General features: G+C 67.4%; 12 protein-coding genes. 6 read left to right on the top strand and 6 right to left on the bottom strand.

The genetic code is table 11. The features are described from left to right. Window positions 1–105: 105 nt before the first annotated feature. Window positions 106–768 (top strand): protein kinase family protein, encoded by a 663-nt coding sequence (locus tag ACVOMC_RS14315; protein ID WP_481524475.1) that lies wholly within the window; start codon window positions 106–108, stop codon window positions 766–768. Window positions 769–855: 87 nt separating this feature from the next. Then, the gene (locus ACVOMC_RS14310; protein ID WP_481524474.1) at window positions 856–1674 is read left to right on the top strand and encodes an SDR family oxidoreductase; all 819 of its coding nucleotides are present in this window, start codon (window positions 856–858) and stop codon (window positions 1672–1674) included. A gap of 131 nt (window positions 1675–1805) precedes the next feature. Here ACVOMC_RS14310 and ACVOMC_RS14305 read toward each other — a convergent pair whose 3' ends face one another. After that, a complete protein-coding gene (locus tag ACVOMC_RS14305; RefSeq protein ID WP_057505639.1) occupies window positions 1806–2678 on the bottom strand; it encodes an ion transporter in 873 nt (290 codons plus the stop codon). A gap of 75 nt (window positions 2679–2753) precedes the next feature. Between ACVOMC_RS14305 and ACVOMC_RS14300 the strand changes: the two genes are divergently transcribed. Further along, the gene (locus ACVOMC_RS14300; protein WP_481524473.1) at window positions 2754–3983 is read left to right on the top strand and encodes an acetylornithine transaminase; all 1230 of its coding nucleotides are present in this window, start codon (window positions 2754–2756) and stop codon (window positions 3981–3983) included. A 756-nt stretch (window positions 3984–4739) separates the two neighbouring features. Then, the gene (locus ACVOMC_RS14295; RefSeq protein ID WP_481524472.1) at window positions 4740–10448 is read left to right on the top strand and encodes an autotransporter domain-containing protein; all 5709 of its coding nucleotides are present in this window, start codon (window positions 4740–4742) and stop codon (window positions 10446–10448) included. 76 nt (window positions 10449–10524) lie between these two features. On the opposite strand, the gene ACVOMC_RS14290 is transcribed toward ACVOMC_RS14295, so the two are convergent. After that, window positions 10525–11118, bottom strand: coding sequence for an HAD-IA family hydrolase (locus ACVOMC_RS14290; protein WP_481524471.1), 594 nt, complete (start codon window positions 11116–11118; stop codon window positions 10525–10527). A gap of 149 nt (window positions 11119–11267) precedes the next feature. Between ACVOMC_RS14290 and azu the strand changes: the two genes are divergently transcribed. After that, window positions 11268–11717 carry an azurin gene (azu, locus tag ACVOMC_RS14285; protein WP_481524470.1) on the top strand — a complete coding sequence of 150 codons (450 nt, stop codon included), beginning with the start codon at window positions 11268–11270 and terminating at the stop codon, window positions 11715–11717. A gap of 107 nt (window positions 11718–11824) precedes the next feature. On the opposite strand, the gene hemL is transcribed toward azu, so the two are convergent. Together hemL and thiE are read right to left on the bottom strand one after the other, a co-directional pair. After that, the gene (hemL, locus tag ACVOMC_RS14280) at window positions 11825–13117 is read right to left on the bottom strand and encodes a glutamate-1-semialdehyde 2,1-aminomutase (RefSeq protein WP_481524469.1); all 1293 of its coding nucleotides are present in this window, start codon (window positions 13115–13117) and stop codon (window positions 11825–11827) included. 35 nt (window positions 13118–13152) lie between these two features. Then, window positions 13153–13773, bottom strand: coding sequence for a thiamine phosphate synthase (gene thiE, locus ACVOMC_RS14275; RefSeq protein ID WP_481524468.1), 621 nt, complete (start codon window positions 13771–13773; stop codon window positions 13153–13155). 69 nt (window positions 13774–13842) lie between these two features. Here thiE and ACVOMC_RS14270 point away from each other — a divergent pair, with 69 nt between their 5' ends. Beyond that, window positions 13843–14034 carry a rubredoxin gene (locus ACVOMC_RS14270; protein WP_054658224.1) on the top strand — a complete coding sequence of 64 codons (192 nt, stop codon included), beginning with the start codon at window positions 13843–13845 and terminating at the stop codon, window positions 14032–14034. A gap of 102 nt (window positions 14035–14136) precedes the next feature. On the opposite strand, the gene ACVOMC_RS14265 is transcribed toward ACVOMC_RS14270, so the two are convergent. Both ACVOMC_RS14265 and ACVOMC_RS14260 read right to left on the bottom strand, forming a co-directional pair. Further along, entirely contained in the window at window positions 14137–14985 is an 849-nt protein-coding gene (locus ACVOMC_RS14265; protein ID WP_481524467.1) for a SirB1 family protein, read from the bottom strand. 66 nt (window positions 14986–15051) lie between these two features. Beyond that, window positions 15052–15504 (bottom strand): DUF192 domain-containing protein, encoded by a 453-nt coding sequence (locus ACVOMC_RS14260; protein ID WP_481524466.1) that lies wholly within the window; start codon window positions 15502–15504, stop codon window positions 15052–15054. Window positions 15505–15530: the final 26 nt, after the last annotated feature.

The raw sequence follows: 15530 nt of genomic DNA, 5'->3' as shown, positions 1-15530 counted from the left end.
GCGGACCCCGTCAGACCGGCGTTCTGGCGCGGGGTTCCCGCCGTGCGCCTGCCTGTGGTTCACCTGTCCGGGCCCGCAACGGACGCCGCCGACTAGAATGTCGCGATGGCAGAACTTCCCGACGCGCGCGTGCAGGCGCTCAAATCAGACAGCTTCGGCAGGATTCTGCTGGTGGAAGGTCCCGAGGGCCGTTTCGTGCGCCGGGACCTGGGCGCCACGCCGCTGTGGCTGCGGTTGCCGGCCTGGTGGCTGGCCCGGCGCGAGGCCCGTGCGCTGGCCGCGCTTGACGGCATGGAGGCCACGCCGCGGTTGCTGGGCTGGAACGGCCACTGGCTGGATCGCAGCTATATGGAGGGCGCGGCGATGTACCAGCGCCCACCGCACGGTGATCTGGCCTACTTCCGTGCCGCCCGCCGGCTGCTGCAGCGGGTGCACCGTCATGGCATCGCCCACAACGATTTGGCCAAGGAGGCCAACTGGCTGGTGCGGGAGGATGGCTCGCCGGCGCTGATCGACTTCCAGCTGGCGGTGCGCGGCAACCCGCGCTCGCGCTGGATGCGGTTGCTGGCGCGCGAAGACCTGCGCCACCTGCTCAAGCACAAGCGGATGTACTGCCGACACGCGCTGACCCCGGTGGAACGGCGCCTGCTCAAGCGCCGCTCGTGGATCCGCGAGCTGTGGTTTGTCACCGGCAAGCCGGTCTACCGTTTCATCACCCGCCGCATCCTGCACTGGGAAGACAACGAAGGACAGGGCCCCAAGCCCTGAGTTTGCGGCGGCATCAGTGCGTGGGCGTATGGAATGGCCGGTGCGGGGCATAATCGCGGTTCCCGTCAGCGTGTTTCCGGAGTCCGCATGTCATCGTTGCAAGGCAAAACCCTGTTCATCACCGGCGCCTCGCGCGGCATCGGCCTGGCCATCGCGCTGCGCGCCGCGCGCGATGGCGCCAATGTGGCCATCGCGGCCAAGTCGGCGGTGCCCAATCCCAAGCTGCCGGGCACGATCCACAGTGCCGCCGAGGCGGTCAACGCCGCTGGCGGCCAGGGGCTGGCGCTGAAGTGCGACATCCGCGAGGAAGACCAGGTACGGGCGGCGGTGGCGGCCACGATGGACACCTTTGGCGGGATCGACATCCTTGTCAACAACGCCTCGGCGATCTGGTTGCGCGGCACCCTGGACACGCCGATGAAGCGCTTCGACCTGATGCAGCAGGTCAACGCGCGGGGCAGCTTCCTGTGCGCGCAGGCCTGCCTGCCGCACCTGCTGGCCGCGCCCAACCCGCACATCCTGACGCTGGCGCCGCCGCCGAGCCTGGACCCGAAGTGGTGGGCCCCGCATACCGGTTACACCCTGGCCAAGATGGGCATGAGCTTTGTCACCCTGGGGCTGGCGGCCGAGTTCGGCCCGCAGGGCGTGGCGGTCAATGCGCTGTGGCCGCGCACGGTGATCGCCACCGATGCGATCAACATGATTCCCGGCGTGGATGTGGCCGGCTGCCGCACGCCGCAGATCATGGCCGACGCCGCGCACGCGGTGCTGACCCGGCCGGCGGCCGGTTTCAGCGGCCAGTTCCTGATCGATGACGAGGTGCTGGCGCAGGCCGGCATCAGTGACCTTTCCGGCTATGCGGTGGACCCGTCGCAGCCGCTGCTGCCCGACCTGTTCCTGGACTGAGTCACCCGGCAGGTCGCCCTCGTCGCTCCCAACGTCGGGCGGCGAGGTGGGATGTGCTTTCCCCCCCCCCCGGAACCTCACCGGGCAACGTGCCGGCGTTGTCGATCGGATCGCGGCGCTGCGATCTCACGTCACTGGTTGAATGGCTCCGGCAGGACGCTGCCGCAACGGCGGCAGTGGCGGGCATCGGCTTCGTGCCCCTCCAGCCCGCAGTGCGGGCAGCCGCGGGCGTCGCGGCGCGCGGCCGCGTCGGCCTCGCGCATGGTGCTGGCCAGCTCGGCGGTATAGATGCCGGTGGGCACGGCGATGATGCTGTAGCCGATCAGGATCAGCACCGACGTGACGAAGCGGCCCAGCACGGTCTGCGGCACGATGTCGCCGAAGCCGACGGTCGTCATCGTCACCACCGCCCAGTACATGCTGCTGGGGATGCTGGTGAAGCCGTGGTTGGGTCCTTCGATCACGTACATCAGCGCGCCGGCGATGATGGTGATGGTGACCACGGTGAACAGGAACAGCAGTACCTTGCGCCGGCTGCGCCACAGCGACAGCATCAGGATGCCGCTCTCCTCGACGTAGCGGGTCAGCTTGAGGATGCGGAACACGCGCAGGATCCGCAGCGCCCGCACCACCAGCAGGCTCTGCGCGCCGGGAATGAACAGCGACAGGTAGGTGGGCAGGATCGCGGCCAGGTCGATGATGCCCCAGATGCTGACCGCGTAGCGCAGTGGCCGCCGCACCACCGCCAGCCGCAGGAGATACTCGGCGGTGAACAACAGGGTGAAGCCCCACTCGACCACATACAGCCAGCTGGCATGGGCGGCGTGGAAGCGTTGCACGCTGTCGAACATCACCACCAGCACGCTGGCGATGATGGCGTAGACCAGCAGCAGGTCGAAGTTGCGCGAGGGGCGGGTGTCGTGCCGGTAGATGATGTCGAACCAGTGGCGACGCCAGCCCGATTCGGTGGCGGGATTGAGCTGGGGAGCGGAGAACGGGCGCATGCCCTGCATTGTGCCGCAGCTGTTGGAATGGGGGAGAATGGGCGACCAATCCGCCGCCGATACCCCGATACCGTCATGACCGCTGCCAATGCCGATGCGCTGTTGTCCCTGTCCAACTACTACCTGCCGGTCTACAAGCCGCGCCAGCTGGTGCTGGAGCGAGGCCAGGGGGCGCGTCTGTGGGACACGCAGGGCCGTGAGTTCATCGATCTGGCCGCCGGCATCGCCGTGTGCAGCCTGGGCCACAACAACACCGAGCTGAAGGCCGCGCTGTTCGCGCAGGCCGACAAGCTGTGGCACACCAGCAACATGTTCTACAGCGAGCCGCCGCTGCACCTGGCGCAGGAGCTGGTGGAGGCCTCGCGCTTCGCCAAGCGGGTGTTCCTGTGCAATTCCGGCGCCGAGGCCAACGAAGTGGCGATCAAGCTGGTGCGCAAGTGGGCCAGCGCCCAGGGCCGCGACGCAGCCAAACGCTACATCGTCACCTTCCGCGGCAGCTTCCACGGCCGCACCCTGGCCACGGTCACCGCCACCGCCCAGCCCAAGTACCAGGAAGGCTACGAGCCACTGCCCGGTGGCTTCCGTTATGTGGACTTCAACGACGTCGCCCAGCTGGAGGAGGCGATGGCCGCTGGCGACGTGGCCGCGGTGATGTTCGAGCCGGTGCAGGGCGAGGGCGGGGTGATGCCGGCCAGCGCCGAGTTCATGCGCCGCGCCCGCGAACTGTGCGACCAGCACGACGCACTGCTGGTGCTGGACGAGATCCAGGTCGGCATGGGCCGCAGCGGCGAGCTGTTCGCACACTGGCATTGGGGGGTGACCCCGGACATCGTCACCCTGGCCAAGGCCTTGGGTTGCGGTTTCCCGATCGGCGCGATGCTGGCCGGGCCGAAGGTGGCCGACATCATGGGTGTGGGCGCGCACGGCAGCACCTTCGGCGGCAACCCGCTGGCCGCCGCCGTCGCCCGCGTGGCGCTGCGCAAGCTGGCATCGGACGAGATCAAGGCCAACGTGCTGCGCCAGTCGGCTGCGTTGAAGGCCGGACTGGAAGCCATCGGCGAGGAGTTCGGCGTGTTCGAGCAGGTGCGCGGCATGGGCCTGATGCTGGGCGCGGTGCTCAAGCCGGACTACGTGGCCGACATCGGCGCGCTGCTGGACCTGGCCGCCGAGAAGCAGGTGCTGATCCTGCAGGCCGGCACCAGCGTGCTGCGCTTCGTACCGGCGTTGAACATCACCGACGAGGAAGTGGCTGAAGGCCTCAAGCGCGTACGCGAGGCGATTGCGGCCTACATGGCCGCGCGCTGATCGCGGTCATTGCCGTCCAAGGAAAAGGCCGCCGCTGTATGCAGGCGGCCTTTTCTGTGTGTGCCCGGTACTACGGCACCCCGCGCAGTAACCGGGGGCGGTGAGCAGCGCCTGCCACCGGTTTGGTGGCGCGGGTGCGAGGTATTTCCAGCCATCAGTCGGGATGAGTGATGCCATGCCTACCTATCGAAGATAGGGCGCTGGGAGGAACGCAGGACCGTGCGCGACACCCATCTCGTAGGCTTGGCCGAGACACTCGCCGCCTCGCCGCCTCACCGCCTCACCGCCTCACCGCCGTAGCTGGGCAGGGTGGAAACCTCGGGCAGGGTGCCGCTGTCGTGGCAACAGGGAATGCCTCCGTCGGTACTGGCGTGGCTTTGATAAATACGATTAGAATCCGTGCGGGGTCACATTTCCAATGACTACCGGTTGCGCCGTTATGGCGTTATCTGCTTGCCATTGGCGTGTTGCTTGGGGTTTCTCGCGCCATTCACTGGCATGGCAGGCAGTTGCGTCAGGCGCTCCTGCGCGCCTGAAGAACTGGCTGGCTGTTCGTCTGGCTCTGCCGGTCCAGCCATGCGCCCGTAACAGGGCACCGGTCTATCAGGTGCTGCCCGCGTGGACCCACCTCGCCTGCATCTCCGCGTGCTGTGCAACTGCGCTGTTGCAGGTTGTTTCTCCGCCTTGGGGTCGCCTTTTGACCGGGTGGTGATCCGTTTTCTTCTATTCCTGTTGTCGTGTTCTGGAGATGCATGCATGCAGTTCGTCCGCAGGTTCCTGATCCTCGCGTTTGCCCTGTTCCCGCTGCTGGTGGTGGCCTCGGCGCAGGCGGCGATCACCGCGCGCGTTACCTACCAGAGCCATGCGGCTTACCTGGCCAACGGCAACCCGGCGCCAGGCGAGATCATGTTCATGCGCTCGGACATCCCCAATGCGGGTAACGACAACGGAGGGGTGGCCAATGGCAACACCGCGCGACTGGTACTCAGTGGCAATGTGACCAATGCTGTGGTCAACCTCGGTTCGACGCCAGGCCACTTTACCGCCAACTTCAATCATGCGGGTTCGAGTTCTGCATCTGGTTGTGCCATCACGCCGATCAATTTTTTCACTTCGCAATATCTGGCCGATGGCCAGACCATCGACGTCACCATCACCTGCACGATGCCCGACAACACGCCGCCGACGCTGGCCAGCGCGGCGACCTCGACCAATGGCAGCCAGGTCATCCTTAACTGGTCAGAGGCTATTGATTATTACGGCAACGGCGAGGACTTCCGCGTTTACCAGAGTGGCACCCTGCGCACGATCACTGCCGCCAGCTATGCCGGTTCGCAGTTGTCGCTGACGGTGAGCCCGGCGATCAATGCCGGCACCACGGTGACCCTGGACTATGTCGATGACGGCAACCTGTACGACTATGCGGGCAATCCGCCGGCCAACTTCAGCGGGCGGTCTGTGACCAACAACGTGACCGGTGGCCTGCCGCCGAATGTCACCGACGCCAGGATCAGCATTGCCGGTGCCACCGGCAACGGCGGTGTCTTTCGGCGCGGGGATAGCGTCACGGCCAGCTGGAACAACACCGCCAGCGGCGACAACAACAGCGGCGTTACCGCGGTGAGCGTGGATTTCAGCCAGTTCGGTGGCGATGCGGCAGTGGCGGCAGAAAACAATGCCGGCACCTGGACCGCCACCTCGGCGGTCGCCGCCGGCATCACCGCCAGCAACCGCAATGTCAGCATCACCGCTACCAACAGCATTGGCAGTACCACCCGGGCCGACACCAGCAACGCCACGGTGGACAGTGCTGTGCCCACCGTCGTCAGCATCGCGCCGGCGAGCGGGGCCTCGGCCAGCAATACCACAGTGAATTTCACGGCCAGCTTCAGCGAGACGGTGGCCGGTGTTTCCACCGACGATTTCACCCTGGTCGCGACCGGCAGCGCAGCGGGTAGCATCGCCAGTGTTTCCGGCAGCGGCAGCAGCTACACCGTCACCGTCAATGGCATCACCGGCAGCGGTACGCTCAAGCTCAACCTCAACGGGTCCACCAATATCAGCGATACCGCTGGCAACAGCGGCCTGGCCGCTTTCACCGCCGGCACCCCACATACCGTAGCCATTGCAACGGCGCCAGGCGCTCCGACCATCGGCACGGCCACGGCCGGTGATGCGCAGGCCTCGGTGAGCTTCAGCGCTCCGGCCAGCAATGGCGGCTCGGCGATCACTGGTTATACGGTCACCTCCAATCCGGGGGGCATCACCGCTGGCGGCAACGGTTTCACCACCTCGCCCATCACCCTGAGCGGCCTGAGCAATGGCACCGCTTATACCTTCACGGTGACCGCGACCAACGCCGTTGGTACCAGCACGCCGTCGGCTGCGAGCAACAGCGTGACGCCGAAAGCCAACCAGACCATCACCTTCACCAACCCCGGCGCGCAGAACTTCGGCACCACCCCGACCCTGACGGCCAGCGCCTCCTCCAGCCTGCCGGTGAGCTTCAGCTCGGCCACCACCGGGGTATGCACCATCACCAGCGGCGGCAGCCTGACCTTCATCACCGCCGGCACCTGCACCATCAACGCCGACCAGGCCGGCAATGCCGCGACCAATGCCGCCACGACCATCAGCCAATCGTTCGTGGTCAATCCGGTTGTGCCGGGGGCACCCGTGATCGGCACCGCTACAGCGGGCAATACCCAGGCCAGCGTGGGTTTCAGCGCGCCGGTCAATACCGGTGGCAGCAGCATCACCGGTTATACCGTTACCGCCAATCCCGGCGGTGCCACTGCCAGTGGTGCCGCTTCGCCGCTGGTGGTCAGCGGGCTGAGCAACGGTCAGGCCTACACCTTCACGGTGACTGCCAGCAATGTGGCCGGTACCGGTCCGGCCTCGGCCGCTTCCAGCGCGGTGACGCCGGCCGCGGCGCAGACCATCACCTTCACCAACCCCGGTGCGCAGAACTTCGGCACCACGCCGACGTTGAGCGCCAGCGCCTCCTCCAGCCTGCCGGTGAGCTTCAGCTCGGCCACCCCCGCGGTGTGCACCATCACCAGTGGCGGCCTGCTCGGCTTCGCCAGTACCGGCAGCTGCACCATCCATGCCGACCAGCCGGGCAATGCCAGCTATCTGCCGGCCGTCCGGGTCAGCCGGACCTTCAGCATCAACGGGGTGGTTCCCGGCGCGCCGACCATCGGTACGGCCACGGTCGCCGGTGCCAGCGAGGTGAGCGTGGGTTTCAGCGCTCCGCTGTTTGATGGTGGCGCGGCCATCAGTGGTTACACCGTCATTTCCAGCCCGGGTGGCCTCACCGCCACCGGCGCTGGCTCGCCGATCACCGTGACCGGGCTGACCCCGGGGACGAGCTATACCTTTGTGGTCACCGCCACCAATGCCAACGGCACCGGTGCGGCCTCGGCCCCGTCCAATGCGGTCACGCCGGTGCCGCCACTGGCGGTGGCGCCGGTGAGCGCCACCGTGGCCTATGGGACGGCCAGCCCGATCAGCCTGGCCATCACTGGCGTGGCCTCCTCGGTGGCGGTGGCCACGGCGCCGGCCCATGGCAGTGCGGTGGCCAGCGGCACCACCATCACCTACACCCCGGCGCCCGGCTATGCCGGCAGCGACAGCTTCAGCTACACCGCCAGTGATGCCTACACCACCACCGCCGCGGCGACGGTGAGCATCATCGTCAGTGCACCGACCGTGGTGATCGATACCGCCAGCCTGGCCGTGGCCACGGCAGACAGTGCGTATACGCAGACCCTGAGCAGCAGTGGCGGTGCCTCGCCTTACCGCTATGCGCTCAGCAGCGGCGTCCTGCCGGCGGGCCTGAGCCTGTCGGCCAGCGGCACGCTGTCGGGTACGCCGACGGCCACCGGCACCTTCGCCTTCGATGTCACCAGCACCGACAGCAGCACCGGTACCGGGCCGTTCTCGGCGACCCGCAGCTACAGCCTGCAGGTGGATGCGCCGCTGCTGGCGGTGGCGCCGGTGAGCGCCACCATCGGTTACGGTGCAGGCCCCAGCCCGGTCAGCCTGGCCATCACCGGCACCGCGTCCTCGGTGACGGTGGTCTCGGCACCGGCCCATGGCAGTGCGGTGGCCAGCGGCACCACCATCACCTACACCCCGGCGCCCGGCTATGCCGGCCCGGACAGCTTCAGCTACACCGCCAGTGATGCCTACACCACCACCGCCGCGGCGACGGTGAGCATCACCGTCAGTGCGCCGTCGCTGTCGTTGACCACGTCCACCTTGCCGGCCGCAACCGGCAGTGCGGCCTATGCGCAGACGCTGGCGGCCAGTGGTGGCAGTGCGCCGTACCGCTATGCCGTCAGCAGTGGTGCCTTGCCGCCGGGGCTGGTACTGGCCAGTGATGGCTCGCTCGGCGGTACGCCGACCCAGGCCGGCAGTTTTGCCTTTGCGATCAGCGTCACCGACAGCAGTACCGGAACCGGGCCGTTCACTGCCACCCAGGGTTACGTGCTGGTGGTGGGTGCCCCGGTGCTGAGCGTGGATCCTTTGCCCGTTGCCACCGGCGGGCAGGCGTATCGGGTGCAGCTCAATGCGCAGGGCGGCGCCGCCCCCTACGCCTTCAGCGTTGGCGCCGGCACGCTGCCACCGGGTCTGCTGCTGTCGGCCAGCGGCGAAGTCAGCGGCATTCCGACCGCCGCCGGCAGCTACGGGTTCTCGCTGCAGGTCGCCGATGCCAATGGCTTCACCACGACCCAGGCGTTCACCCAGGTGGTCGATGCCGGCAGCCAGCTGATCCAGGCGTTCGTGGCCACCCCGGAGGCACCGGTGTTCGCACCGGGCGGCACCTTCGCCCTCAGCGCCAGCGGTGGTGCCTCGGGCAATCCGGTGGTGTTTGCCAGCCTCACCCCGACGGTCTGCCAGGTGCAGGGCAGCACGGTGACGATGCTCACGGCCGGGCAATGCAGCCTGAGCGCCGACCAGGCCGGCAATGCCACTTACCAGGCCGCTGCCCAGGTGCGGCTGGATGTCGCCATCGCGCTGGCAACCCCGGAACTGGGCTGGATCGATGACATCAGCAAGGTCTACGGCGAGGATGCCTTCGAGCTGCCCGAGCCGCAGAGCAGCAGCCCGGGGATTTTCAGCTTCAGCAGTTCCGATCCGGCGGTGGCCACGGTCAGTGGCCGCACCGTCACCCTGGTCGGCGAAGGTGTCAGCGTGCTGACGGCGACCCAGGCGGCGACGGCCAATTACACCGCTGCCTCGATCCAGGTGCGGCTGCTGGTCAGTGCCCGCCCGAACCCGGCCGCTGATCCGCGCGTGGCCAGTGGCCTGCAGGCGCAGGTCGACGCCAGCGTGCAGTTTGCCCAGATCCAGTCGGGCAACATCCGTGATCGCCTGCGTCAGGTGCGTGGCGGTTCTGTCAGCAACGACTTCCGCTTTGCGCTCACCCAGGCCGGTGGCCAGGGCGTGCCCGGACTGACCCTGCCCAAGGCAGCGGCCGATTCGGTGATGCCGCGTCTGCCCGAGGGCTGGGGTATGTGGGTGGCCGGCAGCGCCAGCTTCGGCAAGAGCGGACGCACAGGCCTGGCTGGCGGCGCAGACTTCACCAGCCGTGGCCTCACCGTGGGCATTGACCATGCCGTGGACGAGCAGGTGCTGCTGGGCATGGCCGGCAGCTGGGCGCGCCAGGACACCGACCTGGACAGCAGCTCCTCGCGGTTGGATGCCGACCAGCGCTCGCTGGCGGTGTATGGCCTGTGGCGTGTCGGCGGCAACCTGTTCGTTGACGGCATGCTGGCCAATGGCTGGCTGGACTTTGACAGCGTGCGCTGGAACGACCTGGCCCAGGGCAGTGCACAGGGCCAGCGCAGTGGCGAGCAGTGGTTCGGTTCGTTGACCTTCGGCCATGAACGCCACAACCCGGCTGGCATGGCACTGACCAGCTACGGCCGTTACGACTGGCACCGCGCCACCCTGGATGGCTACAGCGAAAGCGGGCTGGGGGCATTCGACCTGGCCTACGGCCGCCAGCGCGTGGTCAACAACGCACTGGCGCTGGGCGTGCAGGGCAGCTTCGTGTTCACCCGTGACTGGGGCAGCCTGCGTCCGCACTGGACCGTGGAATACCGCAGCGCGCTGGACAACCGCGGCCAGGCCACGATTAATTACGTGATGCGGCCGGCGGCCAGCGACTACGTGCTGGACCTGCGCAGCTACAACGACGACCTGCTCTCGCTGGGGGCCGGCATGGACCTGCAGCTGGACAGCGGCTGGATGTTCTCGCTGCTGCTGGGGCATGAGCAGGGGCGCAATGCGATGCGCAGCAACAGCATCGGCTTGCAGGTGCGCTACGGGCAGCAGGGGGCTAACGCGCTGATGTACAGCGATGCGCCTGGCGTGCAACCGGTCGGCGGTTCTGCGCGTTCCTGTGTCGGTTCTTCCATGCGCTGTAACGCCCCACCGGGTGCTCAGCCCAAGTGATCGACAACAACGCCGGCGAAAGCCGGCGTTGTTGTTTCATCGCAGCCCACAATGCAGTGCCAGGGCGTTGATTTGCCTACAGCAGCTGGTAGCGCTTCAGCAGCTTGCGCAGCGACTGGGTGTGGTGGGCGGTATCGGCCAGCAGGCCGGCGGCGCGTGCACCTTGCACGTTGCGGAACAGATGATCGACGAACAGGGTGCAAGCCGGGGCACAGCGCAGGGTCGTACAGGCGGCGATATAGGCGGCTGGATCGGGTTTGCGCACGCCCAGTGCCGCGCTGCACAGCACGGCGTTGCCGGGCAGCAGCTGTTCGATCACCGGTCGGGTGAGCGGGCCGTTGTTGGTGAGGACGGCCACCTGCACGCCGGGCCGCAGCTGCCTGAGCAGCGCCACGCTGTCACGTCGCACGCGGGTGGCGGCATGTCGGGCCGCGTGCCAGTGCTGCGCCCGCAAGCGGCTGTCCAGGCGCTGGTTGAGGGCGGCAAGTAGTTGCAGGCCATCAAGTTCGCCGCGCGCATGCGCCAGCTCCAGCCCTTCCTCGCGCAGTGCCATATCCACCTGTACGGAGGAACACTGCGCGGCCTCGGCCAGCTGGTGCAGATGGATGCGGTGGTCGTAGTCGGCCAGCAGGCCATCGAAGTCGAGCAGCAGGGCGTGCAGGTCAGGCATCGGGCGGCAGGTTCAAGGCGTGACCGGCAGTATCGTGCCTGCGGCGAAACAGCGCAGCCCTGCGACATTGCGTCGCGGGGCGGAGCGGGGCGTTGTTCCTAGAATAGGGCGGTTGCATTGTTTTCCCTGGAAGTCTGGAGTCCTGTTCGATGCGCATTCCTGTGTTGCTGTTGGCCCTTGCCGGCCTGTTGCCCGCCGCTCCGGTGCTGGCCCGCACCTGCGCGGTCACCATCGAAAGCAATGACCGCATGCAGTTTTCGTTGCCGCAGATCACGGTGGCGGCCGACTGCACGCAGGTCGACCTCACGCTCAAGCACACCGGCAAGATGGCCGCCAACGTGATGGGCCACAACTGGGTGCTCACGCGCACGGCCGATTTCCAGCCGGTCGCCACCCTGGGAATGCGCTCGACGCTGGCCGACAGCTACCTGCCCAAGGGCGATGTGCGGGTGATCGCGTTCACCCCGGTGATCGGTGGCGGCCAGACCACCCGGGTGCGCTTTGCCACCAACAAGCTGACCCGTGGCGGCGACTACACCTTTTTCTGTTCCTTCCCCGGCCACTGGGGAATGATGAAGGGCAAGCTGGTGTTCGGCTGATGGATGCGTTTTGAGGTCCCGGGTGCGCTGCGCTTGCCCGGGCTACGGATCCTGCTACAAAAAGGCTGGCGCAATGCCGGCCTTTTCATTTCACCGTGTGTGCTGAGTCAGCCTGCGGTGACGACCTTGAACGCCTCGCGGGCGGCAGCGATTGTGGCCTCGATCACCGCATCGTCGTGAGCGCTGGACAGGAAGCCGGCCTCGTACGCCGACGGGGCCAGGAACACGCCGCGCTCGAGCATCGCGTGGAAGAACACGTTGAAAGCCTTGATGTCACAGGCGGTGGCCTGCGCGTAGGTCTCCACTTTCTGGTCGGTGAAGAACAGGCCGAACATCGCACCGACGCGATTGGTGGTGACGGCGACACCTGCCTCGCGCGCGGCCGCTTCCAGGCCATCGCAGAGCTTGTCGGTGGCGGCGGTCAGGCGCTCGTGGAAACCCGGCTGCTGGATCAGCTGCAGCATTGCCAGACCGGCGGCCATCGCCACCGGGTTGCCGCTGAGCGTGCCGGCCTGGTAGATCGGGCCGGCCGGGGCGATCTGGTTCATCAGCTCGGCGCGGCCGCCGTAGGCGCCCACCGGCATGCCGCCACCGATGATCTTTCCGAAGGTGGTCAGGTCCGGGGTGATGCCGTAATGCGCCTGCGCACCGCCCAGGGCGACGCGGAAGCCGGTCATCACCTCGTCGAAGATCAGCAGCGCGCCGTACTGCGTGCACAGCGCCCGCAGGTGCTGCAGGTAGCCTTCGCGCGGCGGGATGCAGTTGGCGTTGCCGACCACCGGCTCGATGATCAGCCCGGCAATCTCGCTGCCCTGCTGCTCGAACAGCGCCGTGGCGGCATCGAAGTCGTTGTAGGGCAGGGTCAGGGTCAGTTCGCTCAAGCCGGCCGGCACGCCCGGCGAGGTCGGCACGCCCAGGGTCAGCATGCCGCTGCCGGCCTTGACCAGGAACGAGTCGCCGTGGCCGTGGTAGCAGCCTTCGAACTTGACGATCTTGTTACGGCCGGTGGCGCCGCGCGCCAGACGGATCGCCGATAGCGTGGCCTCGGTGCCGGAGTTGACCATGCGCACCATCTCGCAGGACGGCACCAGCGCGGTGATGGTTTCGGCCATGGTCACCTCGGCCGCGCACGGGGCACCGAACGACAGGCCGTTGCCGATCGCCTGCTGCACCGCTTCACGCACCGCCGGATGGTTGTGGCCGACGATCATCGGGCCCCAGGAGCCGACGTAGTCGATGTAGCGGTTGTTGTCGACGTCGTACAGGTACGGGCCATCGGCGCGCTGCACGAAGAACGGCTCGCCACCGACCGACTTGAACGCGCGCACCGGCGAGTTGACGCCGCCGGGCAGCAGCGTCTGCGCGCGCGCGAACAGGGCGTGGGATTGGGCGTGGTTCATCTGGGAACTCCTGGGAACGGTAAAAGCGGTTGCCATCAGGCAAAGCAGCGGCGGTAGGCCTGCAGTGCGTCCAGCGGATCGGGTTCGGCGAACACGCCGCTGATGACCGCGATCAGGTCGGCGCCGGCGTCCACCACGGGCGGTGCATTGTCCGGCGTCAAACCGCCAATGGCCACCCGCGGTACGCCCAGTGCGGCGCTTTGTCGCAGCAGTTCCGGCGTTGCCCGGCGCGGGGTCAGCTTGCTGCGGCTGGGAAAAAACGCGCCGAAGGCGACGTAGCTGGCACCGGCCGCCACCGCGCGCTCGGCCCGTGCCAGTTCGTCATAGCAGGAGGCGCCGATGATCGCCTGCGGGCCAAGCATCGTCCGGGCGGCGGCGATGTCACCGTCGTCCTCGCCCAGATGCACGCCGGCGGCGCCTACCCGGGCGGCCAATGCGGCATCGTCGTTGATGATCAGCGGTACGCCGGCGGCCGCGCACAGCGCCTGCAGCGCAGTGGCCTGGGCCAGGCGGGAAGGGGCATCGACGGCCTTGTTGCGGTACTGCAGCCAGGTGATGCCGGCCAGCAGCGGGCGGACCCGCTCCAGCAGACGCGTGCTGTCGGTTTCGTCGGGGGTGATCAGGTAGACGCCACGGGCGTCGGCAAGCTGGGTCATGGATGGCTACCGGTACGGCGAAGGGAATGTGACAATCAACGCCGTTTCTCTCTGCGGCGATTATCCCCGATGTCTGATGCCACGGCCTCCACCCTGCGCGACTGGATGTGTATCGTCTGCGGTTTCATCTACCGCGAGGCGGACGGCTTGCCGGAAGAGGGCATCGCGCCGGGCACGCGCTGGGACGAGGTGCCCGATACCTGGACCTGTCCGGATTGTGGCGTGACCAAGGACGACTTCGAGATGGTCGAGCTGGACTGAACGGCCGGCACGTGCGGTAGGCGGCAGTATGCGCCAGGCCTGATCGCCACCCCCTTGCCTGGCGTGGCGCTTCTGCCGCTGCATCTTGCCGCCGGCGTGGTTTCAGTGCAGCCGCGGACGTTCGCCGCCGATATCGATCAGGCGTTCGCGGATCGCGGCCGCATCGCCGGCCTCGGGTTCCATCTTCAGATAGCGCGCCAGATCGGTGCGGGCGCCGGCCAGGTGTTCCAGCTGCAGGTAGGCGAGGCCGCGGTCGCGGACCGCATCGGCCTGTTGCGGCGCCAGTTTCAGGATGCGGTCGGCACTGCGCGCGGCGCGGTCCCACTCTTGGCGCTCCACATACACGCCATGCAGGTTGCGCAGCATCCGCATCAATATGGCGCGGTGCGGTGCCGGGTCCAGAATCTGCGCCAGCACCTGATCGTCCGGGACTTCCCCGCCCAGGTTGGCGCGGGCGCGCTCACGCAGCTCCTCCACGCTCAATGGCCGGCCGCCATTGAAGGGATCCATGATCAGCACACCTTCTTCCACCGGCAGCCGCACCAGGAAGTGCCCGGGGAAGGAAATGCCTTGCAGGGGCAGGCCCAGCCGCCGCGAGACGTCGATCTGCACCAGCGCCAGCGAGATCGGATTGCCCAGCCGGCGCGCGACCACCTCGTTGAGATAGCTATTGCGCGGGTCGTAGTACTCGTCGTGGTTGCCGCTGTAGCCCAGCTCGTTGAACAGGTGGTGGTTGATCGCCGCCACTTTCAGCGGCCACTCGCTGATTGCGCCCACTTCCGTCTGCAGATGGTCTGCATGGGCCTGCAACATGCGGTCGTACCGGGCGGCATCGAGCTGCGGATATTCGTCGAGCGCGATCAGCAGCGCGGTCGGCAGCAGGGGCAGTAGCTCATCGCCCAGATTGGCAAGCTCGTCCCACTGCGGCAGGGTGATACAGGGTTCAGACATGGCTGCAAGACTGGCGACAAAGCGCCGCCGGTTCAAGCGTGGGACCGTCTTCCATGCAGCGGTGGTTCAATCGGGCTGGACGATGCCGGGACCGAAGGTCAGCTCGGCACCGTCTTCCAGTTTCAGCCTGGCCGCCTGCCCGGCGTTGAGTTCGAGCACGTAGCGGGCCGGCTTGAAGCTTGGATACGGCGGGCAGGCGTTGCCGGCCGAGCACGGCGGCACATCGCGCTGCTGGCTGACCAGCCGGCGCGCGCTGTCGAAGTACAGGATGTCCAGCGCCAGCTTGGTGTTCTTCATCCAGTACGCCTGTGGTTCCTCGCGGTCATGGATGAACAGCATGCCGTGATCGGCATCCATCTGGTCACGGAACATCAGCCCGCGTGCGCGGCTTTCATCGTCCTGGGCCACTTCCACCTGGTAGCGGGCCCCGGCCAGCTCCACCCAGTGCGTGCCTCCGGCGCTGGCGCAACCGGCAAGAGCGAGCAGGGAGTTGGCGAGCAATAGACGTAGCAGGGACATGGGCAGGGACCGGGAAGGGGATGAGG

Source organism: Stenotrophomonas sp. STEN014 (genome assembly GCF_056760315.1).
The sequence above is the reverse complement of the archived record's forward strand: the minus strand, read 5'-3'. Positions and strand labels throughout refer to the sequence as shown.